Source organism: Streptomyces sp. NPDC001604 (assembly GCF_042893475.1).
In the GTDB taxonomy this organism is placed as follows: domain Bacteria; phylum Actinomycetota; class Actinomycetes; order Streptomycetales; family Streptomycetaceae; genus Streptomyces.
In genome coordinates this window covers 50,439-77,136 of record NZ_JBIAUY010000031.1, presented here as the reverse complement: position 1 = coordinate 77,136, position 26,698 = coordinate 50,439, and the positions used below count along the sequence as shown (strand labels likewise).

General features: G+C 70.9%; 20 protein-coding genes and 2 pseudogenes. 11 read left to right on the top strand and 11 right to left on the bottom strand.

Features of this window, described 5'->3' with window-relative positions:
* A pseudogene (locus ACFY1E_RS46265) lies at positions 1–351 on the top strand (aldo/keto reductase); the annotation flags it as partial.
* A gap of 26 nt (positions 352–377) precedes the next feature.
* Here ACFY1E_RS46265 and ACFY1E_RS46260 read toward each other — a convergent pair.
* The 4 genes from ACFY1E_RS46260 to ACFY1E_RS46245 form a co-directional block, all read right to left on the bottom strand.
* A complete protein-coding gene (locus ACFY1E_RS46260) occupies positions 378–1,799 on the bottom strand; it encodes an aldehyde dehydrogenase family protein (protein ID WP_389088184.1) in 1,422 nt (473 codons plus the stop codon).
* Positions 1,796–2,674, bottom strand: coding sequence for an SDR family NAD(P)-dependent oxidoreductase (locus ACFY1E_RS46255; RefSeq protein ID WP_389088182.1), 879 nt, complete (start codon positions 2,672–2,674; stop codon positions 1,796–1,798). Before ACFY1E_RS46255 ends, ACFY1E_RS46260 begins: the two co-directional genes overlap by 4 nt.
* Positions 2,671–4,017 (bottom strand): flavin-containing monooxygenase, encoded by a 1,347-nt coding sequence (locus tag ACFY1E_RS46250; RefSeq protein ID WP_389088179.1) that lies wholly within the window; start codon positions 4,015–4,017, stop codon positions 2,671–2,673. The genes ACFY1E_RS46255 and ACFY1E_RS46250 overlap by 4 nt, the downstream gene beginning before the upstream one ends.
* A gap of 143 nt (positions 4,018–4,160) precedes the next feature.
* On the bottom strand, positions 4,161–5,381 hold the full coding sequence (locus ACFY1E_RS46245; protein WP_389088177.1) for an MFS transporter: 1,221 nt from the start codon (positions 5,379–5,381) through the stop codon (positions 4,161–4,163).
* Positions 5,382–5,584: 203 nt separating this feature from the next.
* Here ACFY1E_RS46245 and ACFY1E_RS46240 point away from each other — a divergent pair, with 203 nt between their 5' ends.
* Positions 5,585–6,646 carry an AraC family transcriptional regulator gene (locus ACFY1E_RS46240; protein ID WP_389088175.1) on the top strand — a complete coding sequence of 354 codons (1,062 nt, stop codon included), beginning with the start codon at positions 5,585–5,587 and terminating at the stop codon, positions 6,644–6,646.
* A gap of 221 nt (positions 6,647–6,867) precedes the next feature.
* Here the strand turns inward: ACFY1E_RS46240 and ACFY1E_RS46235 are convergent, their stop codons facing one another.
* From ACFY1E_RS46235 to ACFY1E_RS46225, 3 genes are all read right to left on the bottom strand, one after another.
* Positions 6,868–9,501: an alpha-L-rhamnosidase C-terminal domain-containing protein gene (locus tag ACFY1E_RS46235; RefSeq protein WP_389088172.1), complete on the bottom strand. Its 2,634-nt coding sequence runs from the start codon at positions 9,499–9,501 to the stop codon at positions 6,868–6,870.
* 153 nt (positions 9,502–9,654) lie between these two features.
* Positions 9,655–11,127 carry an APC family permease gene (locus tag ACFY1E_RS46230; RefSeq protein ID WP_389088170.1) on the bottom strand — a complete coding sequence of 491 codons (1,473 nt, stop codon included), beginning with the start codon at positions 11,125–11,127 and terminating at the stop codon, positions 9,655–9,657.
* 54 nt (positions 11,128–11,181) lie between these two features.
* Positions 11,182–11,907, bottom strand: a complete 726-nt coding sequence (locus ACFY1E_RS46225; protein ID WP_389088167.1) for a FadR/GntR family transcriptional regulator — start codon at positions 11,905–11,907, stop codon at positions 11,182–11,184.
* Positions 11,908–12,086: 179 nt separating this feature from the next.
* On the opposite strand from ACFY1E_RS46225, the gene ACFY1E_RS46220 reads away from it, so the two are divergent.
* Positions 12,087–13,502 carry an amino acid permease gene (locus ACFY1E_RS46220; RefSeq protein WP_389088165.1) on the top strand — a complete coding sequence of 472 codons (1,416 nt, stop codon included), beginning with the start codon at positions 12,087–12,089 and terminating at the stop codon, positions 13,500–13,502.
* Between the two features lie 161 nt (positions 13,503–13,663).
* Positions 13,664–14,122, top strand: coding sequence for a hypothetical protein (locus ACFY1E_RS46215; protein WP_389088162.1), 459 nt, complete (start codon positions 13,664–13,666; stop codon positions 14,120–14,122).
* Positions 14,123–14,260: 138 nt separating this feature from the next.
* Here ACFY1E_RS46215 and ACFY1E_RS46210 read toward each other — a convergent pair whose 3' ends face one another.
* The gene (locus ACFY1E_RS46210; RefSeq protein ID WP_389088199.1) at positions 14,261–16,165 is read right to left on the bottom strand and encodes an ABC transporter ATP-binding protein; all 1,905 of its coding nucleotides are present in this window, start codon (positions 16,163–16,165) and stop codon (positions 14,261–14,263) included.
* 75 nt (positions 16,166–16,240) lie between these two features.
* On the opposite strand from ACFY1E_RS46210, the gene ACFY1E_RS46205 reads away from it, so the two are divergent.
* Complete coding sequence (locus tag ACFY1E_RS46205; RefSeq protein WP_389088160.1) at positions 16,241–17,320, top strand: YbhN family protein; 1,080 nt, start codon at positions 16,241–16,243, stop codon at positions 17,318–17,320.
* A 15-nt stretch (positions 17,321–17,335) separates the two neighbouring features.
* Here the strand turns inward: ACFY1E_RS46205 and ACFY1E_RS46200 are convergent, their stop codons facing one another.
* Positions 17,336–18,052, bottom strand: a complete 717-nt coding sequence (locus ACFY1E_RS46200) for an SDR family oxidoreductase (RefSeq protein ID WP_389088157.1) — start codon at positions 18,050–18,052, stop codon at positions 17,336–17,338.
* Positions 18,053–18,155: 103 nt separating this feature from the next.
* On the opposite strand from ACFY1E_RS46200, the gene ACFY1E_RS46195 reads away from it, so the two are divergent.
* Both ACFY1E_RS46195 and ACFY1E_RS46190 read left to right on the top strand, forming a co-directional pair.
* Positions 18,156–18,920, top strand: coding sequence for a crotonase/enoyl-CoA hydratase family protein (locus tag ACFY1E_RS46195; RefSeq protein WP_389088155.1), 765 nt, complete (start codon positions 18,156–18,158; stop codon positions 18,918–18,920).
* A gap of 135 nt (positions 18,921–19,055) precedes the next feature.
* Complete coding sequence (locus ACFY1E_RS46190; protein ID WP_389088153.1) at positions 19,056–20,162, top strand: mechanosensitive ion channel family protein; 1,107 nt, start codon at positions 19,056–19,058, stop codon at positions 20,160–20,162.
* A gap of 20 nt (positions 20,163–20,182) precedes the next feature.
* Here ACFY1E_RS46190 and ACFY1E_RS46185 read toward each other — a convergent pair whose 3' ends face one another.
* Positions 20,183–21,742 carry a M1 family metallopeptidase gene (locus ACFY1E_RS46185; RefSeq protein ID WP_389088150.1) on the bottom strand — a complete coding sequence of 520 codons (1,560 nt, stop codon included), beginning with the start codon at positions 21,740–21,742 and terminating at the stop codon, positions 20,183–20,185.
* A 220-nt stretch (positions 21,743–21,962) separates the two neighbouring features.
* On the opposite strand from ACFY1E_RS46185, the gene ACFY1E_RS46180 reads away from it, so the two are divergent.
* Together ACFY1E_RS46180 and ACFY1E_RS46175 are read left to right on the top strand one after the other, a co-directional pair.
* Positions 21,963–24,182: an NADP-dependent isocitrate dehydrogenase gene (locus ACFY1E_RS46180; RefSeq protein ID WP_389088147.1), complete on the top strand. Its 2,220-nt coding sequence runs from the start codon at positions 21,963–21,965 to the stop codon at positions 24,180–24,182.
* Between the two features lie 157 nt (positions 24,183–24,339).
* On the top strand, positions 24,340–24,639 hold the full coding sequence (locus ACFY1E_RS46175; RefSeq protein WP_389088145.1) for a hypothetical protein: 300 nt from the start codon (positions 24,340–24,342) through the stop codon (positions 24,637–24,639).
* Between the two features lie 397 nt (positions 24,640–25,036).
* Here the strand turns inward: ACFY1E_RS46175 and ACFY1E_RS46170 are convergent.
* A pseudogene (locus ACFY1E_RS46170) lies at positions 25,037–25,213 on the bottom strand (DUF5713 family protein); the annotation flags it as partial.
* A 112-nt stretch (positions 25,214–25,325) separates the two neighbouring features.
* Between ACFY1E_RS46170 and ACFY1E_RS46165 the strand changes: the two are divergent.
* Complete coding sequence (locus tag ACFY1E_RS46165; protein ID WP_389088142.1) at positions 25,326–25,874, top strand: YciI family protein; 549 nt, start codon at positions 25,326–25,328, stop codon at positions 25,872–25,874.
* Positions 25,874–26,677 carry an N-formylglutamate amidohydrolase gene (locus ACFY1E_RS46160; protein WP_389088140.1) on the top strand — a complete coding sequence of 268 codons (804 nt, stop codon included), beginning with the start codon at positions 25,874–25,876 and terminating at the stop codon, positions 26,675–26,677. The genes ACFY1E_RS46165 and ACFY1E_RS46160 overlap by 1 nt, the downstream gene beginning before the upstream one ends.
* Positions 26,678–26,698 lie beyond the last annotated feature (21 nt).

Sequence of the window (26,698 nt, the reverse complement as noted above, 5' to 3'; positions counted from 1 at the left end):
TCCGGCCTGCTCTCCCAGAACCGCCCCGCCGAGGGCATGAAATACGACTACCAGGACGCCCCACCCGCTCTGGTCGCCCGCGCCCAGGCGATCGCGGACGTCTGCGAGGCGCACGGCACCACCCTGCCCGCCGCCGCCATCGCCTTCCCCTCCAGTCATCCCGCCGTCGTCAACGTCACCCTGGGCATGCGCACCGCGGAACAGGTCCGACGCAACGGCGAACTGCACGCACAGCGCGTCCCCGACGGCCTCTGGGACGAGTTGCGTGCGCAGGGCCTGATCAGGGCTGATGTACCCACCGCGAGCTGCGGCGACCGCCCGCTTTCGAACCCCTCAGAGCCGACGCACTGAGTATCCGCCTTCCGAAGCCAGTGGGATCAGCGGGTGCGGATCCAGACCGTCTTCTCGCGGGTCCACTGGTCGAAGGCGTTGGTCGACTTCTCCACTCCGCCGAAGCCGGACTGTTTCCAGCCGCCGAAGGGTGTGGTGATGTCGCCCTCGCTGTAGGCGTTGACGGAGACCACGCCGGCCTGGATGCCGCGTGCCAGTCGGAGGGCGGTGTCGAGGTCGCGGGTCCATACCGAGGCGGCGAGGCCGTATTCGGTGGCGTTCGCCAGGTGCAGCGCCTCGTCTTCGGAGGTGAAGGTCTGGACGGTGACCACGGGGCCGAAGAGTTCCTTGGTGAGTACGTCGCTGCCTTCGGGGGCGTGGGTGATCACGGTGGGTGGGTAGTAGGCGCCGCGCTGGGGCAGGCCGTGCGGCAGGCCTCCCGTGTGGATACGGGCTCCTTCGGCGCGGGCGGCCTCCACCGCCGTCGCGACCCGGTCGAAGGCCGTCCGGTTGATCAGTGGGCCGAGTTGCGTGCGGGGGTCCGCCGGGTCGCCGATGACCAGGCGTGTTGCGGCGGTTGTGAAGCGGTCGAGAACCTCGTCGGCGATGCTGTGGTGGACCAGGACGCGCGAACCGGCCGTGCAGTTCTGCCCCATGGTCAGGAATGCGGCCTCGGTCATGTGGTCGATGAGTTCGTCGCCGTAGGAGAGTGCGTCGGCCATCAGTACCTGGGGGCTCTTGCCGCCCATCTCCAGCGAGACGCGTTTGAAGTCGGTGTCGGCCGCGTCCTTCAGGATGCGGCGCCCGGTGTCGGTGGAGCCGGTGAAGGAGAGGGCGCCCACGACGGGGTTGCGGGCCAGGGCTGTGCCGGTGACGGAGCCATGGCCGGGCAGGACCGTGAGAACCCCCTCGGGCAGGCCCGCCTCGGCGGCGAGTCGGGCCAGGTGCAGGGCCGAGCGCGGGGTCGCCTCGGCGGGCTTGACGAGCAGACAGTTGCCCGCGGCGAGGGCGGGGCCGACCTTCCAGGCGGTCATGGCCAGCGGGTAGTTCCAGGGCAGGATCGCCGCGACCACCCCGACCGGCTCCCGGGTCATGAGGCCGAGGCCGTCGGATCTGCCGGGGGCGATCCTGCCGAACACCTTGTCGGCCGCTTCGGCGAACCAGCGGATCGACTCGACGGCACCCGGTACGTCGCCGGTGAGGCACTCGGTGATGGGCTTTCCCGCGTCCTCGCTGTCCAGCCGGGCCAGGATCCCGGTGTCGCGTTCCATCAGGTCGGCCAGTCGCAGCAGCACCGCGCTGCGCTCGCGGACCGGCAGTCCGGACCACACGCCCGACACGAAGACGTGCTCGGCCCGCTCGGCCGCCTTGGTGACGTCTTCGGCGCTGCTGGCCGGCACGGTGGTGATCAGTTCCCCGGTGGCCGGGTTGACGATCCTCAGCATGGCGGGGCCCTCCACTGCGGTCATTTCTCCTCCACCAGTTCCCAGCGTCCGTCCGTCTGCCGGGCAAGTCCGCGGCGGCGCAGCTCCTCCAGATAGCGGGCCATGCCGCGCTCCCCTCTCTGCCGGAACAGCGGGAACACCTTCGGCAGCAGGTTCGGCGCCAGCATCGCGAACCGGACCAGGCGGGACTCGCCGGTACGCGGGTAGGCCTCCAGGCGGGGCCTGTCGAGCAGGGACACCACGGCCGCGACGACGTCGGCGGGCTGCTGCGGCGGGTCCTGGAACTGCATGGAGTTCCCGCCGTCCACCGCCTCCTGGCGCAGCATCCGGGTGTCGGTCGCCGACGGCAGCACCGACCCTGCCAGGATGCCCTTGCTCCTCAGGTCGAGCCCGAGGGCGAGCATCGCCCCGCGCAGCCCGAACTTCGAGGCCGTGTAGATCGGGGTCTCCCCGAGCGGGAAGATTCCGCCGAGGGAGACGGTGGTGACCACGCGGGCGTCCTGTGAGGCCTGCAGCAGCGGTATCGCGATCCGGGTGGTGACCAGCGGCGAGGTCAGGTTGAGGGTGATCTCCTGCTCGATGCTCTCGACGCTGCGCACGTCGAAGCGTTCGGCGCTCGTCATGCCCACGTTGTTGACGAGGACGTCGAGGCGGCCGTACGCGTCGGCTACCTGCTCGAAGAGGTGCTCCACCTGGGCGCGGTCGGTCAGGTCGCAGCCGAGGGCGGTGTGGCCGGCACCGGAAAGCTCGGCGGCGACCCGCTTGGCGCGGGCCCCGTCGATGTCGACGACGGCACAGCGGGCGCCGGCGGCGGCGAAGCGGTGGCACATTGCGCTGCCGATCCCGCCGGCGCCGCCGGTCACCAGCATGACCTTGTCACGGAAGTCGAAGCCGCTCACGACACCGCCTCCGCGCTCCGCAGGGACCGCACGCGCGGCGGCCGGCCCTCGGTACGCCAGCCCATCTCGGCGGCGACCTTGGCGAGGTGCTTCACGAGGGCCCCGCTGTCGACGTAGCCGGTGTGCCGGGGCGAGTCGACGAACTTGATGCCGCCGGACAGATCCGGGCGGTCGGTGCGGATCATGCCCGCGAATCGCTCCGCGTTCGGCAGCCCCTGCGTCACGTCGTCGATGTACCCGGCGATCAGCTGCGCCTGGGTGTCGAAGAGCCGGTACGCACCGGAGTTGGTCTCGACGAAGCCGACTCCGAACAGGCCCTGGTGCTCGCGGGAGAACGACGACAGGTACAGGTCGGGGTGCTGCTCGTCACCGAAGTACTTCTGCGCGACCGGGACTTGGTGGACGTAACCGGTGGCCAGCAGGATCAGGTCGAAGTCGTCGCGGGTGCCGTCCGTGAAGTGGACCGTGCGGCCCTCGGTGCGGGCGATGCCCGGCCTGGCGGTGATGTCGCCGTGCTGGAGGTGGTGGATCAGCATCGAGTTGATCGCGGGGTGGGTCTCGAACAGTTTGTGGTCCGGCTTCTGCAGGCCCAGGCGCGTCGGGTCGCCGTTGATGATCCGCAGGAGGGCGCCGAAGACCCGCTGGGCCAGCCACATCGGCAGGTGCGGCCCGTCGTTGGCGATGGTGTCCACGGGCCGGCCGAAGAGGTGCTTGGGAATGAACCAGTAGCCGCGGCGCATGCTGATCACCGCGTGGTCCGCGCTGCGGGCCGCGTCGCAGGCGATGTCGCAGCCGGAGTTCCCGGCGCCCACGACGAGCACCCGCTTGCCGCGCAGTTCCTCCGCGCTGCGGTAGCCGACCGTGTGGCGGACCTCCCCGGTGAAGTTGCCCGGCAGTTCGGGGACGTTGGGGTGCCACTGGGACCCCGTACACACCACGACCTGGCCGTGCACGGTCTGCCGTCCGTCGGTGCGGGTGACCGTCCACGTGCCGTCGGCGTTCTTTTCCACGCTTTCGACCTCGACCCCGAACTGGATGCGCTCCGTCAGTCCGTAGGCGTCGGCGAAGGACGTCAGATACGAGAGGATCTGCCGGTGCGGCGGATAATCGGCGAATTCGTCGGGCATCGGGAAACCCCCGAAGCCCGAAAGGGTTTTGCTGGAAATGAAGTGGGCCGACTCGTACATCGGGCTGCCGGGGTTGTCGATGTCCCAGATACCGCCCGGCCCGGTGTGCCGCTCAAGATGCGTGTACGGCAGGTTCCGCTCCGTCAGGGCTCTGGCGACCGCGAGCCCGGCAGGTCCCGCTCCGATCACGCAGGTGTCGTACTGGATTTTTCCCATGCGGCGGATCCCTTTTCTATCGGTTCGCAAGCCCATTCCTGAAGGGCTGATGGGCTGAAGGGCTGAGGGGTTGATGGACTGAGGGGTTGATGGGTTGAAGAAAACTTATTCATCTGCCGTTCAGCGGGAAATGGTCCGTGCGGTCAGAGAGGGGGCCTGGGCGGCCATGCGAAAGACCGTGCGGTCGCCAGGAGCGCGAGGACGAGGGCGGCCGGTATCGCGTAGGCGAGACGGAAGTGGCCGGCGGAGCCGAGGATTCCGCCGGCGGCACCGCCCGCGAGCACACCCATGTAGTTGAAGACGTTCATACGGGCCAGCACCGCTTCGGTGGCCCCCGGTCGCAGGCGTCCGGCGGAGGCCAGGCACAGGGGCACGAGGGCGGAGACCCCGAGTCCGGTGCACGCGGCGGCCAGGACCGCGTACGGCCAGGCGGGGGCGGCTGCCAGTCCGGCCAGGGCGGCGGCGGTGAGCAGAGTGGCGGCACGGATCACCGCCACCGGGCCGAGAGTGCGTACGAGACGGTCGGCGCAGGTCCGCCCGGTGACGGTGCCCACCTGGTAGGCCGCGTAGGCCAGGGGTGCGAGGGAGAGGGCGGTGTCCAGGGTCTGGTGGAGGTACAGGGTCGACCATGACGAGACCGTGGAGTCGATGACGTAGGAGGCCAGAAGGACCAGGCCGAACGGGGCGAGTTCGACCCACAGTTCGCGGCCGAGCGCGACGGACTCCCCGGCCGACTCCTCATAGGCGGACACAGCGAGGGGTGAGCCGGTGGGAAGCTCGTGGGCGCGGACGGTCAGGGCAAGGGCCAGAACGAGGCCTGCCTGGGCGGTCAGGGTGTGTTCCGCGGGCCAGCCGAGGTGAGCGGTGCCTGCGGTCAGCAGTGCGGCCGCGATGCCGGCCGCGCTCCAGGCGGCGTAGAAGGAGGCGAAGATGCTCCGGCCGTAGTGGTGTTCGACGGCCGCGGCCCGGGAGTTGGCCGACACGTCGATGCAGCCCAGCGCCATGCCGAACAGCGCGTAGGACACTGCGGCCGCGGCCTGACCGGGAGCCCAGCCGATCAGCAGCAGGGCGGCGGCGGTCGCCACGACGGCGGCCCGCATCGCGACGACCAGCCCCACACGCCGGATCACGGCCACTCCGGCGAAGCTGCCGACGCCCGCGCTCAGCGCGACGGTCACGACGAGCACCGTCATCGTGAGGGGGGAGAGCGCGAGACGCTCCTTGACGGCGGGCACCGTGGTGGACACCGCGGCCACCGCCGCTCCCTGGGCGGCGAACACCGTCGCCACGGCCCGTCGAGCCGCCGCATGAGGGCTGCGGCGCAGGGACCGTCGCCGGGCCGGGGTCTGAACAGGTGCGGTCATGGTGAGCCTTCGTTACACCGGCGCGAGAGCGCAGAACGGCTGGGTTCCGCACAAGGTGCGGGTTCCGCACAAGGTAGGGACGGCGAAAAGTCCGTGTGCAGCGCGCCGGAGGCCGAAAAAGGGGCTCGGGCGGCCACACCCGCGACAGGCGGGGCCCAGCTGCTTAGAGTGAGGCGAGAAACGCCCTGGTGAGAGGGGACGCGATGCCCGAAGCTCCCGCCCCGGTCACATCTCCGGGAACGAGCCGCAGCACCTCGGCCACCATCGCGCCGAACATCCTGCGCTACCTCGCCCGGGTCGCCGGCGAGTCCGGCGTCGACCTGCAGCCGCTGCTGACCCGGGTGGGGCTGGACCCGACCGTGATGGGCTCCGCCGCGCTGCGGGTCTCCTACCGGCAGGGCAGCGACGTCATCCGCCGGGCGGTGGAGCTGACCGGCGACGAGCACCTGGGGCTGCGGGTGGGCGCGGCGCAGCACCTCACCGCCTGGGGGCTGATCGGCCTGGCCATGATGGCCGCCGACACTCTTCAGAACGCCATCGAGACCGGGGTGCGCTATCAGAACGTCTCCGGGGCGATGACGGTGTGGTCGGCCCGCTGGGAGGACGCCGGGTATGTGTTGCGCGCAGATCTGCCGGACCCCGCGCTGGACCCGACGGTCGCCGTCTTCCTCACCGAGGAGGCGTACTCCAGCGTCGTCACCCTCACCCGGCTGAGCGTCGGCGCCGCCTTCGCCCCGCAGGTGGTGGAGTTCGCCTTTCCCGCGCCGCGCGACACCCGCCCGTTCGACTCCCTGTTCCGCTGCCCCCTGCGCTTCGACGCCGCCGGGAACCGCATGGTCTTCCCGGCCCGGTGGGCCCGTGCGGCCATGCCGGGCCGGGACCCCATCACCCACGCCTCGGTGCTGGAGGTACTGGAGAAGGAGACGGCCTCACGGCGCGACCAGCAGGACCTGCTGGAGGTGCTGGAGATCTCCATCGCGCAGAGCCTTCCGGCCGTCCCCTCCTTCACCGAACAGGCCCGCAGACACGCCTCCAGCGAACGCACCCTGCGCCGCCGCCTGGCCGAGTGCGGCACGACGTACGAGGCGATCGTCGACGGAGTCCGCCGCGAGCAGGTCGAACAGCTCCTACGCCGCCCGGAACTGACCCTCCGTGACATCACCCGCCAGGCGGGCTTCGCCGACGTCAGCGCACTGCGACGGGCGGTACGCCGATGGCACGACCTGACCCCGCTCGAGCTGCGCGCCGGACTCCTGGAGCGGTAGCCGCCGACCGGCCCGACTGCATGCGCTTCCAGCGGGGTATCGAACCCCAGGGGTCGCCGGTTGCCGACCCTCCGCGGCGCCCGCCCCGACGGCGGCCGATGCCGCCGCCTTGCAGCTGTACGCTCCCCCCTCTCAGCTTGCAATGGAGCGGGACCCATGCCCCCGCTCGTGTCGGCTGCAGGCACCGATCCCTGCACCCGACTCGATCCAGACGACCGGGCTCAGCCCAGCCGCTCGCAGACGAAACTGTGGCTGCCCGGCCCGAGGTCCGACACGGTGAGCACCCCTTCGGTCACCTGCACGCCTCGCGTGGACGCCCGACGCCCGTCCCACAACGTCTGGCGGCCGGCGCGCACGCTCTGCCGGTGCGCGTCGCCGGGGAAGGAGATCGAGCCCCGCGTGTGTGCCGGTGCGTGGACGGTGAGGCGGAAGGTCAGATCGCCGTTGTTCCATTCGACGCTCAACGGGCCGTGTGGTGTGGGCAGTTGGCCCGTGGCCCAGTCGACGTCACCAGGCTGCGGGCGTATCTCCCAGGTGGCGTAGCCGGGCGAGGTAGGGCGGGCTCCCAGCAGGTGGTGGGTCAGGGCCGGCAGGACGCCCGTGGACCAGCCGTGGGCCATGCTCGTGTAGGCGCCCTCGTACAGGGAGCCGCCGGGTCCGATGCCTTCCCAGTGGGTGATGCCGGGGTCGTTCCTGTCCATCCAGCCGTAGGTGCGCCGGATCTGGTCGAGCGCGGACGCGGCCCGCCCGGTCAGGAAGCGCGCCTCGATCTCGGGGTAGGAGGTGAAGGCGTACACACGCTGGGAGGCCTGGTCGAAGAGGGTGTCGTTGTCCATGAAGGCGTTGCCGTACGGCCGCTGCGTCGTGGCGTCGAGAAGGGCCAGTGCCGATGCGGCGCGGTCGGCGTCGGCGATGCCGGTGACGACGGCGAGTGCGTTGCCGTCCTGCGCGTGGCGCGCCGGGCCGGTCGTGGAGTCCAGGTAGGCGCCCGCCGCCGCGTCCCACATCAGCGCGTTGACGGCCTGGGCGACCTTGTCCGCCCTGGCGTTCCAGCGTTCGGCATCACTCCCACGTCCCAGCAGACGAGCCAGCTGAGCCCCGGCCCGCAGGGCCTGCACGTACAGGGCGTTGTAGTAGGTGACCCGGCCGGTGCGCCCCAGAAACGCGTAATCGCCGTATCCCCCCGTGCCGTTGAGCCCCTTGCTCAGCAGGCCGGCCTCGTCGGTGACGCCGGGGTACCAGCTGTCCAGGACCTTCACCAGGTTCGGGTGGTGCTGGGCGGCGTAGGCGCTGTCGCCGGTGTAGAGGACGTAGCCCCAGCTGCAGGTGACCCAGTACAGCGGATAGTCGAACAGGGGCAGGGTGTAGTTCGAGATGGAGGCGGGCGGGATCCAGCCGTCGGCGCGCTGGTGCGCGGCGAGGTCGGCCAGCACGTTGCGGACCGCCTCGGCGGTGTCGTCGTGGGTCAGGTACAGGGTGCGCGCGGAGACCGCGAGGTCGCCCACGTACGGGTCGCGGTCGCGCTTGGCGCCGTCGTGCAGGACCAGTCTGCCTTCCAGGGTGGCGCTCCAGGCGCCGCGCGGGTCGACGTCGTCCTGGCGGAAGGTGTCGGTGACCAGTTCGTTGGTGTACGACGCCCCGTACCAGTAGCGGTTCAGCTCCTCGTCGGAGCACAGGAACCAGCCACGGTAGGTGCCGGGCGTGCCCAGGTAGCCGGTGAACTGCAGGGACACCGAGTCGATTGCGACCTCGCCCCAGGGCTGGGCGGCGGGCGCGTCCGCGGGGAGGGCGTCGAGGGCGATCCTGAGGTAGCGGAAGCCGTGCAGCCCGTCCGCGTAGACCTTGTCACCGGACTGGAAGCCCTTGTGGTCGGTCCAGTCGGCGCCGCCTGCCGGTACGGCGAACTGGTCCGTGCCCTGTCCGGCGCCGCCCGCCTGGTCGGAGCGGGTGAAGTCCGAGCGGTCGGTGAGGAACTGGCGGGTCTCGGAGAACGCGAGCCGCACACCCGGGGAGTTGTCGGAGGCCGAGGTGAACCTGATCCGCGGGTATCCGACCACGACCTTGCCGAAGTCCACGGTGACGCTCGGCACGGCGACCGGCTCGACGGGCGCGGGCCAGACCTCGTTGACACGGGTGAAGGCTCCGCGCGGCGTGTCCTGCACGGCCGTCACGGTGATGCGTACGCGATCGGTCGTGACCGGCGAGGCGAAGGGCACGGCCTTCTGGATGACATCGTTGTCCACGATCGTGGCCGCGGTCTGCCACGCACCGTCGCGCCACACCTCGACGGTGAACGCGGTCGGCACGCCGTCACCGTTGGAGACGACCGTGATGCCGGGAAGCTGCACGGCTTGGGGCGCGGAGATGGTGAGGGTGTCGGGGAACACCCCGATGGTGTCGTCGTTCCAGAACGTGTCCGGGTTGCCGTCGATCGCGTTGGCGGCGTCGTAGGTGCGGGGTCGGCCGTCGTTGCCGTTGTTGCCGGCATGGGTCGAGGAGGCCTCGGCCGTGGTGCCGTCGGGCCAGCGGGGTGCCGCGGCGGGGCGGGGGCGCCGCAGGACCGTTGGGACCCCGCCGGGCTTGAGCAGCGCATTGGCGTTGTCGACCTCGCCGCTGGTCGTGACGGTCCGGACGGGACGGACGGTGCGCGAGGACGGCGCCTGGACATAGCGCTGCCAGCCCTTGGGGCGGCGGGCCGCGTCCCCGGCGGCAGTGGCGGCTCCCTCCCCGGCTGGGAGGGCCGCCGCCGTGGGGAGCCCGGCGGAGGCGAGGGCCGCCGTCAGTCCGACCGCGCCGGCCCTGGCCATCACGATGCGTCTGGGGATGTCGTTCTCCGGTGTGCCGTTCGACGTCACTGCGCCTCCCCGAGCAGATGGGATTGAATCGTTTCAGACGATGGTGGTGACGTGACGGTATCCCGAACACCGGTCGCCCGTACAGAGATTGGACAGGAGTCGGGCGGGCCCGGTGCGGACGTCGGTGTCGTCAGGACCGGGCCGATTGCAGCCTCACTCGGCGTCGGCGACGACCGAGCCGACCCGTTCGGCCAGGCCCGGATCGCGGCGGACCAGCAGGGCCGCGTAACCGACGGAGAGGAGCAGGGCGGCCAGCGCCGCGAGCGGGAACCAGTTGTACGGTGCCGGCTGGCCGGGCTTGGCCAGGTAGTACAGCGGGACCAGGATGGCGAGCGCGCCGAGGGCGGGCAGCACCAGGTGGCGGCCGGTGCGGAACTCCTGTGGCCGGTAGCGGCGGTAGTACAGCGGCAGCGCGATGTTGGACGCGAGGTAGACCAGCAGGATCAGGATGGAGCCCAGGCTGGAGGACTCGGTGAAGAAGACGACGGGGTTCATCGGGCCGCCGTCGGCGCCGAGCAGATGGCCCAGGCCCCAGCCGCCGATGATCAGCAGGGAGATGGCGGCGAAGGTGACGATCGCGTTGTTCGGCGTGCGGCGGGTGGGGTGGACGTAGCCGAAGAACGACGGCAGCAGTCCCTCGCGTCCGGCGTTGAACACCAGGCGGGCCTGGGAGTTGATGCCGGCGATCAGTACGCCGAGGGTGGAGGTCAGACCGCCGAGGTAGGCGAGGAAGGCCAGCGCGCCGAGGGTGTGGTGGGCGACGTCGATGAACGGGATGCGTGCCGCGCCGAGCCGGGCGACGTCGTAGTCGAAGCCGGTGACCGTGGCGTAGGAGAAGAGGATGTAGCTCACGGTCATGATCCCGATGGAGGAGAACACGGCGCGTCCGACGTTGCGCCGGGGGTTCTCCGTCTCCTCGGCCAGGGCCGCGGAGTTCTCCCAGCCGATGAAGAGGTAGACCGCGAGGGGGAAGCCCGCAGCCAGGCCCCTGAGGCCGTGGTGGATGTGGTCGGGCAGGAACGGCGCGGCGGAGAGGTTGCCGCGGTGTTCGACGAGGGCGGCGACCGAGACCACGACGAGGACGAGCATCTCGACGCCGAAGAAGTAGCCGGCCCACTTGGTGGAGACGACCACCCCACGCAGCATCAGCACCACCGAAAGGCCGGTCAGCAGCAGTGTCCAGATGATCCAGGGCAGGTCGACGCCGGTGTAGTGGTGCAGGGTGATCTGCACGAAGCCGCCGGAGATCGCGATGACGGACGCCATCGCGATGATGTAACCGAGGACGGCCAGCAGGGCCGTGGTGACCGCGCTGACCGGCCCGAAGGTCTTGCCCACGAAGGTGATGAAGCTGCCCGCGGAGGGGTGCGCGCGGGAGAACTGGGCGAGCGTGTTGCCGAGCAGGGCGACCGCGACGCCCGCGGCGAGGATGGTCAGCGGGGACGCCACGCCGGCGGTGGTGGACAGGAAGGCGAAGCCGAAGAAGAAGCTCATGGCCGGGCCCACGTTGGCCATGGTGGCGGCGGCGATGTCGGCCATGCCGAGCACGCCGCCGCGCAGCCGCTGGGGCGTGCCGCCGACGGCGCCCGGCGTCGGCGGCTGGCCGACGGCTTTGGGGTCGGGCATGGCGGCGGCTCCTTCTGATCCGGTGCGGCGGTGCGAGCGGTGCGCTGCGGGATGTCAGCCGGGTTGGGTGTTCTGGTGGGCCTTCACTGCCTGTACGGCGGGGTCCAGCGCGCCGCGGCCGAGTTCGGTGAGCAGGTCGGCGTGGCAGCGGTTGCGTGCCCGTACGACTTCGAGGTCCGGGGTGGGCTGGACCAGGCACAGCCTGCCCAGGAGGTCGGCGGTCAGTTCCCGGACGCCTGCGCCGCCGAGGGCCTCGGCGAGGTCGAGGTGGAAGCGGGTCTCGAGCATGAGCAGTCGTCCGGGGTCCTCGGTCAGGTCCATCTCGTCGACCAGCGCCTGCAAGCCGCCCAGCCGTTCGGCCGGGACCTCGCCCGCGCCGTGGGCCACGAGGCCGCACTCCAGCAGCAGGTGGAAGGCGCCCAGCGAGGCCGCCTCGCCCTCGTCGTGCAGCGCCGGGACGATCGTGTCCCAGCCCTGGGCGACGAACGTGCCGCCGGTCCGGCCGCGCCGGCGGTCGAGCAGGCCGTCCTGGCACATGGCCTCCAGCGCGCGCCGCACGGTGATCTCCCCGATGCCCAGCTCCTCGGCCAGCACGCCGGCGTCGGGCAGCCGGTCCCCTGGCGAGACGGACGTCAGGCGCACCTGCAGGGCGATCCGGGAGCGGACGAGTTCCGCGCCGGTCTGGCCGCGGCCGGGCAGCACTCGGGCGTCGTGCACACCGGCGGCCGACGCCGGTGCCGGCTGGCCGTAGGGCCCGAACTTGCCCGCTGCATTCACCACGACGTCACCTTAACGGCCTGCTGAGCGGGGGTTACGGCGGGCGGTGGAGCAGGGTCCTGTGCGCGCTCGGATGCATGCTCGGAAAATAGAGCATGGTGAACAGTTAAACAAGACTGTTCTTTTGGATCGTACTGAACTAATTTCCCGGTCACCGTCCCCGCTCCCCTCATGGATGTGTGATGACCTCAACGCTCACCCAGAGTCCGCCCTCCGAGCCCGGCCTCAAGGCCGGCCTGAAGAACCGCCATCTGTCGATGATCGCCATCGGCGGTGTCATCGGCGCCGGTCTGTTCGTCGGCTCCGGCTCCGGCATCGCCGCCGCGGGCCCCGGCATCCTCATCTCCTACGCCCTCGTCGGCGTCCTCGTCGTCCTCGTCATGCGGATGCTGGGCGAGATGGCCGCGGCCAACCCCACCTCGGGCTCGTTCTCCGCGTACGCCGACCGGGCGCTGGGCCGTTGGGCCGGCTTCACCATCGGCTGGCTGTACTGGTTCTTCTGGGTCGTGGTGCTCGCGGTCGAGGCGACCGCCGGTGCGAAGATCCTGGCCGGCTGGATACCGGCGGTCCCGCAGTGGGGCTGGGCACTGATCGTCATGGTCGTGCTGACCGCCTCCAACCTGGCCTCGGTCAGCTCCTACGGCGAGTTCGAGTTCTGGTTCGCGGGCATCAAGGTGGTCGCCATCGCCGCGTTCATCGTGGTGGGCGGTCTCGCGATCTTCGGTCTGCTGCCCGGCTCCGACCACCCGGCGTCCGGCTTCTCCAACCTGACCGGCCACGGCGGCTTCCTGCCGCACGGGCCCGGAGCGATCCTCACCGGCGTGCTGATGGTGGTCTTCTCGTTCATGGGCAGCGAGATCGTCACACTCGCGGCCGGCGAGTCCGCGGACCCGCAGGGCGCGGTCACCAAGGCCACCAACAGCGTGATCTGGCGTATCGCGGTGTTCTACCTGGGCTCGATCCTGATCGTGGTGTCGCTGCTGCGCTGGGACGACCCGGCCATCCTCAAGGACGGCTCCTACGTCGCCGCGCTGAGCTCCATCGGCATCCCGCACGCGAGCCAGATCATGAACGCCATCGTGCTGACATCCGTGCTGTCCTGTCTCAACTCCGGCCTGTACACGGCCTCGCGCATGGCGTTCTCGCTGGCCCGGCGCAGTGACGCCCCCGCCTCCTTCGGCCGCACGACGCCGCGCGGTGTGCCGCAGGCGGCCATCCTGGCCTCGGTGGTCTTCGGCTTCGTCGCGGTCGCCTTCAACTACCTGTGGCCGGACACGGTCTTCCAGTTCCTGCTCAACTCCTCCGGTGCGATCGCCCTGTTCGTATGGCTGGTGATCTGCTTCTCGCAGCTGCGGATGCGCAGGATCATCGAGCGGGAGTCGCCGGAGAAGCTCGTCGTCAGGATGTGGCTCTACCCCTATCTGACCTGGGCCACCATCGCACTGATCACCTTCGTCCTGGGCTACATGCTCACCGACACGGCCGACGGCGGCGGACGCGACCAGGTGGTCCTGTCCACCCTGGTGGCGCTCGGCGTTGTCGTCTTCGCGCTGGTCCGCGAGCGGGTGGGGCGCAAGCAGGACGCGCTGGTCCCGTAGAGGCCCGATCCGGTCCTGAGGGTCCGCGTGCTCGCGGCAGTCGTGCCCGAGACGCCGGCTCCGCATCCGCCCTCCCCGCATGGCGTCCGACCGTGCGGGGAGGGTCGCTGTCGTGAACCGGTGGCGTGCCGGGCCGGGGCGGGCGCCAGGAGGGAAGGTTCGTGATTGCGGCAGTCATCGCGGTGCTCGGCACCTTGCTGGGCGCGGTCACCGCGGGTGTCCTGCAGCGGTTCGCCACGGTGTCCGCCCGACGCGACCGTGACCGTCAGGCGCTCGCCGCCGCGGTCGCCGGCCTGCTGGGCGCGGCCACCGACCATCGCCGTCACCAGTACCTCAAGCACGTTCTGCGCCGTCAGGGCGGGGAGGAGACTCTTGAGCTCCGTGCGGCCCGTTTCGAGGCGAGGTCCGAGATGACGAAGGCCCTGACCGCGCCGGTGATCGCGACGGACGATCCGAGCCTCCTCGCGCTCGCCGAGCGACTGGTCGCCGCCTCGAACGAGGTGGGCGAGCAGCCCCACCATGACCGGACGGCCGTGGACGAGGCAGGCAACCGCGCCCGGGAGGCGCACGACGCCCTCCCGAGGGCGGCCGCGGAGCACGTGCGCCGGATGCGCGGTTGACGACGAGGAGGCGTAGAGGTCTGTCTTCCGGCACGTAGGGCGTTCGTCTTCCGGATGGGCGGCAGCGGCCGCGATGTCCCAGCCTCCGCCGCCTTGCGGCCGCACGCTCTCCGCTCCCTCGGCGGCGTGTCAGCCCCTCTACGCCACGGCCTCGCCTGCGGCAGCGACACCCGTCCCCTCCTCCGCCGCCCGCTCCTCGAACTGCGTCCGGTACAGCTCCGCGTACCGCCCGCCGGCCACCAGCAGTTCCTCGTGCGTCCCCCGTTCCACGATCAACCCGCCCTCGACCACCAGGATCACGTCCGCCGCCCGAACCGTGGACAGCCGGTGGGCGATCACGACCGCGGTGCGACCCTCCAGGGCCTCGGCCAGCGCCTCCTGGACGGCGGCCTCCGAGGTGTTGTCGAGGTGGGCGGTGGCCTCGTCGAGGATGACCACGCGCTGGCGGGCCAGCAGCAGCCGGGCGATGGTCATGCGCTGGCGCTCACCTCCGGAGAGACGGTAACCGCGCTCGCCGACCACCGTGTCGAGACCGTCTGGCAGGGACCGTACGAGATCGTCGAGGCGGGAGCGGCGCAGGGCGTCCCACAGATCCGCCTCGGTGGCGGCGGGGGCGGCCAGCAGGAGGTTGGCGCGGACCGTGTCGTGGAAGAGGTGGCCGTCCTGGGTGACCATGCCGAGGGTGGCGCGCAGGGAGGCGGCGGTCAGGTCGCGGACATCGATGCCGCCGACCCGTACGGCGCCCCCGTCGACGTCATACAGGCGCGGAAGGAGTGCGGCGATCGTCGACTTGCCCGCACCGGAGGAGCCGACGAGCGCGACCGTCTGGCCCGGTTCGGCGTGGAAGGAGATGCCGTGCAGGACCTCGGCGCCGCCCCGGGTGTCCAGGCTCGCCACCTCCTCGAGGGAGGCCAGGGACACCTTGTCGGCAGACGGGTAGGCGAAGCGGACGTCGTCGAACTCGACGGAGACCGGGCCGTCGGGCACAGTGTGCGCGTCGGGCTGCTCCTCGATGAGGGGCTTGAGGTCGAGCACCTCGAAGACCCGCTCGAAGCTGACCAGGGCGCTCATCACCTCGACGCGCGCTCCGGCGAGCGCGGTCAGCGGCGCGTACATACGGGTCAGCAGCAACGCCAGCGACACCACCGCACCCGGCTCCAGGCTGCCGCGCAGCGCGAACCAGCCGCCGAGGCCGTAGACCAGGGCGAGGGCCAGGGACGAGACCAGGGTCAGAGCGGTGATGAACACCGACTGGGCCGTCGCGGTGCGCACGCCGATCTCCGCGACCCGGCGGGCCCGGGCCGCGAACTCCACCGACTCCTCCTCCGGCCGCCCGAAGAGCTTGACGAGCGTGGCGCCCGGGGCGGAGAACCGCTCCGTCATCCGGGTGCCCATCGCCGCGTTGAGGGTGGCCGCCTCCCGCTGCATACGGGCCATGCGGCTGCCCATGCGCCGGGCGGGGATCACGAAGGCCGGGAGCAGCACCAGCGCGAGCAGGGTGATCTGCCAGGACAGCGTCAGCATGACGGCGAGCGTGAGCAGCAGGGTGACCAGGTTGCTGACCACTCCGGACAGCGTGTTGCTGAACGCACGCTGCGCGCCGATCACGTCGTTGTTGAGACGGGAGACCAGCGCTCCCGTACGAGTGCGTGTGAAGAACGCGACCGGCATCCGCTGCACATGATCGAACACAGCCGTGCGCAGATCGAGGATGAGTCCCTCCCCGAGCGTCGCCGAAAGCCTCCTGCCGAAGATGCCGAGGGCCGCCTCCACCACCGCGATGAGCGCGATGAGCAGGGCCAGACGTACGACCGTGCCCTCGTCGTGACCCGACACGATCGCGTTCACGACACGCCCGGCCAGTACGGGCGTTGCGACGGCGAGCAGCGCGGTCACCACCCCGAGCAGCACGAACTGCGCCATGCGGGCGCGGTGCGGGCGGGCGAAGGCGGCGATGCGACGCAGCGTGTCACGCGCCAGGGGGCGCCGCTCCTGCTCGGCGTTCATGACACTGTGCAACTGCATCCAGGCGGTGGTCTCCATGCTCATGAGAGAGACCGTAGAACCTCAATCAACATTGAGGTCAATGTTTTCCTGACGTCCCCCGCGAAGGACCCGATGACCGTACGCAAGCCGCTGTCCCCGCTTCAGCCGCTGTCCCCGCTTCCGCAACCCGCCGTTGGCACGGCCTGGAAACCCTCTCCGGATGTGACTGCGGTACACCTTCCCCAAGGGCCACTCCCCCAAGGACGATTCCCCCGACGCGTCCCGGCCCGTGTGCTCCGGCAGATCCTGTGCCTGCTGCCGCTGCTGCTCGTCTCCGTCGTGGCCGTGCAGCACCGCTCGGTCCTCGTCGAGGGCTTCGCTCATCTGCGGGCCGCCGAGTGGCCCTGGCTGCTGGCGGCGGCCGGCGCCACCTGTCTGACCTGGGTGGCGGCCGCCTTCACCCGGCAGGGCGCGGTCGTCGACCGGCTGCCCAGGCGGCGGCTGCTCGCCACCCAGTTCGCGGCGGGTTCGGCCAACCACCTGCTGCCGACCGGCCTCGGCGCGGGCGCGGTCAACCTGCGGTTCATGACGGTGTGCGGCATTCCGCTCGCCCGTTCCTCGGCCGCGCTCGCCCTGTATCTGCTGGCGGAGACGGTCGCCCGGCTGAGCCTGCTGGCCGGCCTGCTGCTCGCCTTCCCGGGCGCGCTGCGCTTCGGCATGCTGCTGCCCGACGGTGCGGTGGGACCGCTGCTGCTCGCCGTCGCCGCGGCCGTGGTCGTGGCTTCAGCCGTCCTGGTCCTCGTACGGCGGCTGCGCACGGCCGCCGTGTCCTTCCTGCGCACGGCACTGTGCGAGCTGCGTTCGGTGCACGCCCGTCCGTCCCGGGCGCTGGCGCTGTGGGGCGGTTCGCTCGCCTTCCCCGCGCTGCAGGCGGCCGGGCTGGTCCTGGTCGGGCTGTCGCTGGGGCTGCCGGTGCCGCCCGTGCACATGGCGGTGGCCTATCTGGCGGCGACGGTCGCGGTCGCGCTGGTGCCGACGCCGGGCGGGCTCGGCTCGGTGGAGGCGGCGCTGGTCGTGGCGCTGGTGGCCGCGGGCGGCCCGGCGGCCGTGGCGACGGCGGTCGTGCTCGCCTACCGGATCATCACGGTGTGGCTGCCGCTGCTGCCGGGCGCGCTGACCCTGGGTGCGCTGGTCCGGCTGAAGGTGATCTGAGCCGGCTCCTGGACCTCACCAGGGAATCGGTTTGCCGTCCCGGAAGAACCCCCCGGTCGGCCCGTTGTCGGGCAGCGTGGCCGCCCACACGATCCCGGCGGCGCCTTCGGCGACCGGGCGTCCGCCATGACCCCCCATGTCCGTGGCCACCCAGCCGGGACAGATCGCGTTGACGAGGATGCGCTGCCGGCGCAACTCACCGGCCAGCAGGCAGGTCAGGGCGTTGAGCGCGGCCTTGGAGACGCTGTAGGCGGGGGTGCCGCCGCTCATCGAGTGCAGCGAACCGCCCTCGCTGCTCACCATGACCACCCGCGGATGCGGACTGCGCTGCAGCAGCGGCAGCAACGACTGGGTGACCCGCCAGGCACCGAACAGATTCGTGTCCAGGGCCCGTTGGACCTCGCCGAGATCGGCCGACCGGGCCTGGGCCCAGGTGTCGTAGAGGATCGCCGCGTTGTTGACGACCACGTCCACGCGCCCCAGCCTGTCGCCCGCCCAGTCGGCCATGGCGGCCACGCTCGCCGCGTCGGAGACATCGAGCTGCACCGCACTCACCCGTTCGCCGCCCGGGTCGATGCGCGCGGCGGCGGTGCGCCCCTTGGCGAGGTCGCGGGAGCCGAGCGCCACGTGGTGACCACGGGCGGCGAGCTGCCGTACGACCTCGTATCCGATACCGCGGTTGGCGCCGGTCACGACGGCGACCGGCGGCGCGCCCGCATGTTCTGCGGCCATCAGCAACACCCTCTCTGTACGGTGATCCAGCCTCGCACAGCCGTTCCACGATCGCCCCGACGGTCGCCGCCCGCACCGGCACTGTCGGAGAAAGGGGCCCAGCATGCCGGTCCGTACCGAACGCCTGGGACACGTCACCACCGTCGTCCTCTCCCGCCCCGAGGTCCGCAACGCGGTGGACGGTCCGACGGCCGCCGAACTCGTCGCCGCCTTCCGGGAGTTCGAGGCGGACGACGAGGCGCGGGTGGCGGTGCTGTGGGGCGACGGCGGCACGTTCTGCGCGGGCGCCGACCTCAAGGCGCTCGGCACCGATCGCGGCAACCGGGTGGCGGAGGACGGCGACGGACCGATGGGGCCGACGCGGCTCCGGCTGTCCAAGCCGGTGATCGCCGCGGTCGCAGGACATGCCGTGGCCGGCGGTCTCGAGCTGGCGCTCTGGTGCGATCTGCGAGTCGCGGAGGAGGACGCCGTCTTCGGCGTGTTCTGCCGCCGCTGGGGCGTCCCGCTGATCGACGGCGGCACGGTACGGCTGCCCCGGCTGATCGGGCAGAGCCGCGCCCTGGACATGATCCTCACCGGGCGGCCGGTACCGGCACGCGAGGCCTACGAGATGGGCCTTGCCAACCGCCTCGTCCCCACCGGCACGGCCCGCACCGCGGCGGAGACCCTGGCCGCAGAGATCGCCCGCTTCCCCCAGGCCTGTCTGCGGGGCGACCGGGCTTCGGTGCTGGAGCAGGACGGGCTGGACGAGTCGGCGGCGATGCGGGGCGAACTCCGGTACGGGACGGGCGTGCTGGCGGAGGGTTTGGAGGGGGCGGCACGGTTCGCGGCGGGGGCCGGACGGGGCGGGTCGTTCACCGACGTGTGACGGAGACCTTGAGCGCCCCGCCCTTGGTGCTGGACGTCGTCCGAAACCGCACCGTCCCGTCGGCCACCAGGTGCGAACTCCTGTGCGGAATAGGGCAGGATGAGCGGCTGCACATCCCGAACTTGGAGGTAGCCGGTGAACCGAGCGCTCACCGTGGACGACCTGGTCATCGCCTCAGTCGCGCTGGCGGCGGGCCTGTTGGCCGCGTTCCTGCTGCGCATCCTGCTGCGCTGGCTGGGCAAGCACGCCGACCGCACCCGCTGGAGCGGCGACGACGTCATCGTCGACGCGCTGCGCACGGTGGTGCCCTGGGCGGCGATCGTGGGTGGCGCGGCCTCCGCGGGGGCGGCGCTGCCGCTGACCAGGACGGTCCAGAACCACGTCAACCAGGTGCTGACGGTGGTGCTCATCTTCGTCGTCACGGTGACGGCGGCCCGGGTGATCGCCGGTCTGGTGCGGGCGGTCACCACGTCACGGTCCGGGGTCGCAGGCTCGGCCACGATCTTCGTGAACATCACCCGGGTGCTGGTCCTGGCGATCGGCTTCCTGGTGGTGCTGCAGACGCTGGGCATCTCGATCGCCCCGATGCTCACCGCCCTGGGCGTGGGCGGTCTGGCCGTCGCGCTCGCGTTGCAGGACACCCTCGCCAACCTCTTCGCGGGCATCCACATTCTCGCCTCGAAGACCGTGCAGCCCGGCGACTACATCCGGCTGAGCAGCGGCGAGGAGGGCTACGTCGAGGACATCAACTGGCGTCAGACGACCGTGCGCGCGCTCTCCAACAACCTGGTCGTCATCCCCAACGGGGAGCTGGCGAAGGCGAACATGACCAACTTCATGCGCCCCGAGCAGAAGTTGACGATCCTCGTCCAGGTCGGTGTCGCCTACGACAGCGACCTGGAGCATGTGGAGCGCGTGACCATGGACGTCATCGCCGAGGTGATGACCGGGGTCGACGGAGCGGTCCCGGACCACGAGCCGGCGATCCGCTTCCACACCTTCGGTGACTCCCGGATCGGCTTCACCGTCATCCTGGGTGTCGGCGAGTTCAGCGACCAGTTCCGGATCAAGCACGAGTTCATCAAGGCGCTGCACAAGCGCTACCGCGAGGAGGGCATCCGCATCCCGGCGCCCGCGCGGACGGTGGCGCTGCAGCAGGGTTCGGTCAGCATCCCGCAGCAGCGCGGCCCGCAGGGGACGGTCGCCGAGGCGGGCGACGTGTCCGCCGCCCGCCTCGACTGAGACCAGAAGGGGCAACAGCGTCAGAGTGTCGCGGAGTTCTCGTGGTAATGCCCGCCCCGGCGGCTGTGCGGCGAGGCGAGCGCCGAACTCACCGGCTTGACCGTCCAGTCCGGATGGCCGGGCATCCGAGGCGTCTTCGTACCGTAGAGCCAGTCCCTGAGGAAGCCGGACTGGTCCTGGCCGGAGACCTCCGAGGCGACGGCGATGTAGTCGTCCGTCGTCGCCGAGGAGTTGCGGTACCGGTCCAGGAAGCACCGCTCGATGGCGTGGAAGACGTCCTCGCCGACCACCTGGCGCAGCGCGTACAGGACCAGGACGCCGCCGGTGTAGCGCTGGCTGTCGAAGAGGTTCACCGCGTTCGGGGCCGCGACCGGCCCCGAGTCGTGGCGCCACTGGTCGCCGACACCGTAGGTGTACTTCATGCGGTCCTCGAACGTGCTGTAGCCGAGCGAGTCGGTCCAGCCGCGCTCGTAGCGGTACAGCAGTCCGTAGTAGTCCGCGTGGCCCTCGTTCAGCCACAGATCGGCCCAGTTGGCGGGGCTGACGAGATTGCCGAACCAGGAGTGGACCAGCTCGTGCATCATGTGCGAGCCGATCTTCTTCTCCTCCTGGAGCAGGAAGTTCGGCTTGTACAGCGTGAGGGTCTGGGTCTCCAGGCCGGTGAAGTCGAAGGCGTTCGGGTTGTCGGAGTTGCAGGGCAGCAGCCCGTACGTCTCGAAGGGGAACGCCCCGAGCCGCTGCTCCAGCCAGTCGACCAGCCCGGGGGTGAGCGCCAGCGCAGGTTCCAGGGCGGCGGCCCTGGCGGTCGGCACGACGTCCCGCAGGGGCAGCCCGTGCGGGCCCTGCCGGTCCTTGACGACGTAGTCGCCGACGGTGATCTGCACCAGCTCGGTGGCCATGGGCTCGCGGGAGCGGTACGAGTACGCGGTGCGGCCGTCGGCGAGGGTCTCGGTGGCGGTGAGCAGGCCGTTCGCGACGCCGTGCAGACCGGCTGGGACGGTGACGCGGAAGGTGAAGTCCGCCTTGTCCGACGGGTGGTCGTTGCAGGGGAAGACGGTGTGCGCCGAGTTCGGCTGCGGGCAGATCGCGAAGCCGTCCGGCGTGACGACCCAGGCGGTGTGCGCGAGGCTGCGGCTCGGGTCCGCACCGTACTCGATGCACACGGTCGTCCGGGCCTTCTCGGGCAGCGGCCGGGCGGGCGTGATCCGGAGCTTCTCGTCCGCCTGCTCGAAGGCGGCGGTGCGGCCGCCGACGCGGACGGAGCGTATGTCCAGGCCGAGGGCGTCCAGGGAGAAGCGGGTGAGCGCCTGGGTGGTGCTGATCCTCAGGGTGGCGGTGGCGTCGACGAGCTTGGTCGCCGGGTCGTAGGAGAGGTCGAGGTGGTAGGCCCGGACGCGGTAGCCGTCGTTGCCCAGGGTCGGGAAGACGGAGTCGCCGAGGGTCTCGGGGCCGGGCGTGCCGTCGTCCTTCGGCGTGCGCCTGCCCTTCGGTGCGGCGGACGCCGTACCCCCCACGGTCAGTGCCGCGGCCGTGCCGATCAGGGCGGCCGCGGGGGCCGTCACTCTGCTGCGATATCTCATGGTCAGCTTTCGCTCTGGCGGCCGGGAGGTCAGCTCCGGCCGTCGACGAACAGATGCACGATCTCCTTCCAGGACCCAAGATCGGCCGCTTTGGTTGCACTGCGGGAGCGCGGATCGGGTTCCGGAGTGTGGGACGTGTGGCCGGACCCCTGTCGAGCCGACCTCGATCAGGAGATATCTTGATGTCGAGCAATGTTGCAGACGTGGAGCGGAGCACCCGGTGACTGACTCGACCATCATCTATACGCACACTGACGAGGCCCCGGCCCTGGCGACGTATTCCTTCCTGCCGGTGGTCCAGGCGTACGCCTCGCAGGCGGGTGTCGCTGTGGAGACCCGTGACATCTCGCTGGCCGGGCGCATCATCGCCCTGTTCCCGGAGTACCTGACCGAGGACCAGCGGATCCCGGACGCCCTCCACGAGCTGGGCGAGCTGGCCAAGACGCCCGAGGCCAACATCATCAAGCTGCCGAACATCTCGGCCTCGATCCCGCAGCTCAAGGCCGCGATCGCCGAGCTGCAGGGCCAGGGCTACGCGCTGCCGAACTACCCGGACGACCCCAAGACCGACGAGGAGCGGGAGATCCAGGCCCGCTACGACAAGGTCAAGGGTTCCGCCGTGAACCCGGTGCTGCGTGAGGGCAACTCCGACCGCCGCGCCCCCGCCTCGGTCAAGAACTACGCCAAGACCCACCCGCACCGCATGGGCGCCTGGACCCCGGAGTCCAAGACCAACGTCGCGACCATGGGCGAGAACGACTTCCGCTCCACCGAGAAGTCCACGGTGATCTCCGAGGCCGGTGCGCTGCGCATCGAGCTGCTCGGTGAGGACGGCACCACCACGGTGCTGCGCGAGTCCGTACCGGTGCTCGCGGGCGAGGTCGTCGACGCCTCCGTGATGCGCGCCGCCGCGCTCAACGAGTTCCTCGCCGCGCAGGTCGCCCGCGCCAAGGCCGAGGGCGTGCTGTTCTCCGTGCACCTCAAGGCCACGATGATGAAGGTCTCCGACCCGATCGTCTTCGGCCACGTGGTGCGCGCCTTCTTCCCGAAGACGTTCGCCAAGTACGGCGAGACCCTTGCCGCCGCCGGCCTGTCCCCGAACGACGGCCTGGGCGGCATCTACAAGGGCCTGGAGTCCCTGCCGGAGGGCGCCGAGATCAAGGCCTCCTTCGACGCCGAGCTCGCCGACGGCCCGGCCCTCGCGATGGTCGACTCCGACAAGGGCATCACCAACCTGCACGTGCCGTCCGACGTGATCGTCGACGCCTCGATGCCGGCCATGATCCGCACCTCCGGCCACATGTGGGGCCCGGACGGCCAGGAGGCCGACACCCTCGCGGTGCTGCCGGACTCCTCCTACTCCGGCGTCTACCAGGCCGTCATCGACGACTGCCGCGCCAACGGCGCCTACGACCCCGCCACCATGGGCTCGGTGCCGAACGTCGGCCTGATGGCGCAGAAGGCCGAGGAGTACGGCTCCCACGACAAGACCTTCGAGATCAAGAAGGCCGGCACGGTCCGTCTGGTCGACCAGGCCGGCAATGTCGTCCTGGAGCAGCCGGTCGCGGTCGGCGACATCTTCCGCGCCTGCCAGACCAAGGACGCGCCGATCCGCGACTGGGTGAAGCTGGCCGTCACCCGCGCCCGCGCCACCGGCGACCCGGCGGTGTTCTGGCTGGACGAGACCCGCGGCCACGACGCCGTGATCATCGAGAAGGTCAAGCAGTACCTGCCGGAGCACGACACCGAGGGCCTGGACATCAAGATCCTCTCCCCGGTCGAGGCGACCAAGCTGTCCATCGAGCGCATCCGCCGCGGCGAGAACACCATCTCGGTGACCGGCAACGTGCTGCGTGACTACCTCACCGACCTCTTCCCCATCCTGGAGCTGGGCACCAGCGCCAAGATGCTGTCGGTCGTCCCGCTGATGGCGGGCGGCGGCCTGTTCGAGACGGGCGCCGGCGGCTCCGCGCCCAAGCACGTCCAGCAGCTGGTCAAGGAGAACTATCTGCGCTGGGACTCGCTGGGCGAGTTCTTCGCGCTGGTGCCGTCCCTTGAGCAGTACGCCACGACCACCGGCAACACCCGTGCCAAGGTGCTGGCCGACACCCTCGACCGCGCCACGGCGACCTTCCTCAACGAGGACAAGTCCCCGACCCGTCGCGTCGGCGGCATCGACAACCGCGGCAGCCACTTCTACCTGTCCCTGTACTGGGCGCAGGAGCTGGCCGCCCAGACCGAGGACGCGGACCTGGCGAAGGTGTTCGCCCCGCTCGCCGAGACGCTCACCTCCAACGAGCAGAAGATCGTCGACGAGCTGCTCGCCGTCCAGGGGCAGCCGGCCGACATCGGCGGCTACTACCAGCCCGACCCGGCCAAGGCCGCCGCGGTCATGCGCCCCTCGGCCACCTGGAACGAGGCGCTGGCGTCCCTGAGCTGACGCACCGGGCCCTGACGGCCCGTTCCTGACTCCGCCCCGGTCGGCACACTGCCCGGCCGGGGCGGAGCCGTGTCACGAACGGCGTACCACGGCAGGTGACCGGTGGCCCCGCTCGATGTACTGAGCAGGGGGAAACCGGACAGAGGAGGCAAGTCATATGGCTGTTGTGATGTCCTTGACCTGGCCAGGGGTCTCGCCCCAGCAGTACGACACCGTGCGGCAACTGGTCGACTGGGAGCAGGACCAACCGGAGGGCGCCGTCCTGCACGTGGCCTGGTTCGACGGGGACGCCCTGCATGTCACCGACGTGTGGAACGCCCAGTCCGACTTCGAGCGGTTCTTCGCCGACCGGCTGGCACCCGCCGTGAAGGAGGCCGGCATCACCGGCGAGCCGGAGTCCACGTTCTCACCGCTGCACCGGCGTTTCGTGGCGTCGGGGGTCAGCGGCGGCGGCTGACGGCAGGCCGGCCGCCCGGCAGTCACGGGCCGGAACAGCACCAGCTCCAGCTCGAGCCGGCGGGCCAGGTCCTCGATCTCCGCCGCCATGGCCGGGGTGAACGGGACGTCCTCGTGGACGGCGCCGACCCTGTACGGGAAGGCGCTGGCCCTTCGGCGCCGAGCCGGTCGCGGATGTCCCGGCGGCAGGCGTCGTCGGCCGCCACCCACCGCGCAACGACGAGGGCGTGCCCCGCTCCGGCCATGCGGCCGTCTCCGCGCGGTGTTGGGCGCCCCGGCGGCCGCCGGGGCGATCTGCAGCAGGGTCAGCCCGTCCGGTCGTACGGCGTCCAGGAGCCGTGATCCGACGGTAGGCGACGGCACTGACAACGGACCGGAGCTGCGTCACTGCCGACGGCTCACCACTCCCGGGTGGCGATCAGCTTCTCGGCGTCCGCGTCCTCGAAGCCGTAGGCCTGGGCGATGAACCAGAAGTCGCCGCCGATCTCCTCCCGCGCCACGGTCTCGATCTCGCTGCCCGCCGCGTCGAACGCGGCCTCCAGGACGTTGAACTCCTCCGTGGCCGCCTTAGTCAGGGGGCTGCTCCCCCGCCGGTGCTCGTCGAACGAAGGTGAGCCACACCGTAAGCCCTCGGGGGCGTACGGAAATCACGCGGCGACTCCTGGCGGGTGCTGGCAGGCTGTGACCATGGAGTTCTTCTGTTACCACCGTGATCGGTCCGGATCCCTCGGCCTGCGTGGGGAGTTGGGGGAGGAGCACTGGTCCTACATGGACCGGTACGCGGCGGAGCTGATCGCCCGCGGCCCGACCTTCGCCGACGACGGTGGGACACCTTCCGGGAGTGTGCACATCGTCGACCTGCCCGATGCGGCGGCCGCCCGGGCGTTCGCCTTCGACGAGCCCAACTACCAGGCCGGGGTGTATCGAGACGTGCTGCTGCGGCGGTGGAGGAATCTGCTGGGGCGCACCATGTGGGAGTTTCCCGGTGGCGCGAGGGGCGGCAACCGGTACCTCGTGCTCGGCCTCGGTTCCGGCCCGGCGGCCGACCTCGAGGTGCCCGCCGGGCGGGACGAGTTGATCGCCTACGGGCCGCTGTTGTCCGACGACGGAGTCACCTGGCTCGGGACGGCTGCGCTGCTGCGCGCTCCCGACCCGGACAAGGCCCGTGCCGTCCTCACCGCGGAGCGCTACGCGGACGTCGAGGTCCACGCCTGGGAATTCGGCGGGCGACGCTGATGAACTCCTCCGTACCGTCACCGTCGTACGCGCTGCTGCCCGGCGCGGCCGACTCCCCCGTCATCCTGCATGTGCCGCACTCGGCGCGGGAGATACCGACCGAGGTGCGGGCGGGCATCGTGCTGGACGACAGGGCGCTGGAGCGGGAGTTGGACCACATCACCGACTCGCACACCGCGGAGATCGCCGCGGCGGCGGCCGGGCTGGCGGAGGTTGCTCCCTGGCGGTTCGTGAACCGGCTGTCGCGGCTGGTGGTCGATCCGGAGCGGTTTCCCGACGAGCGGGAGGAGATGCTCGCCGTCGGGATGGGCGCCGTGTACACACGGACCACGCACCGGGAGGCCCTGCGGGGCGAGGACACCGACCCGGCGCCGCTGATCGAGCAGTATTACCGGCCGTATGCGCAGGCGATGACGGAGGCGGTGGCCGACCGGCTGACCGCGACCGGGCGGGCCGTGATCGTCGACGTCCACTCCTACCCGAGCGCGCCGCTGCCCTACGAGCTGCACGGCGAGGGCCCGCGGCCGCCCGTCTGTCTGGGCACCGACTCCTTCCACACACCGCCCAAGCTGCCGGCCGCGGCGCGGGAGGCGTTCGCGGTGTGCGGGGAGACGGGGCTGGACAGCCCGTTCAGCGGGACGTATGTGCCGTTGGAGTTCTACGGGAAGGACCCGCGGGTGAGCGCCCTGATGGTGGAGATCCGCCGGGACACGTACATGACCGAGCCGGGCGGGCCCGCCGGATCCGGGCTGACCCGGCTGGCGCAGGCGCTGGCCGCGCTCGTCGACGCCGTGACCGGCTGAGGCGCGGGCTGCCGCCCTCCG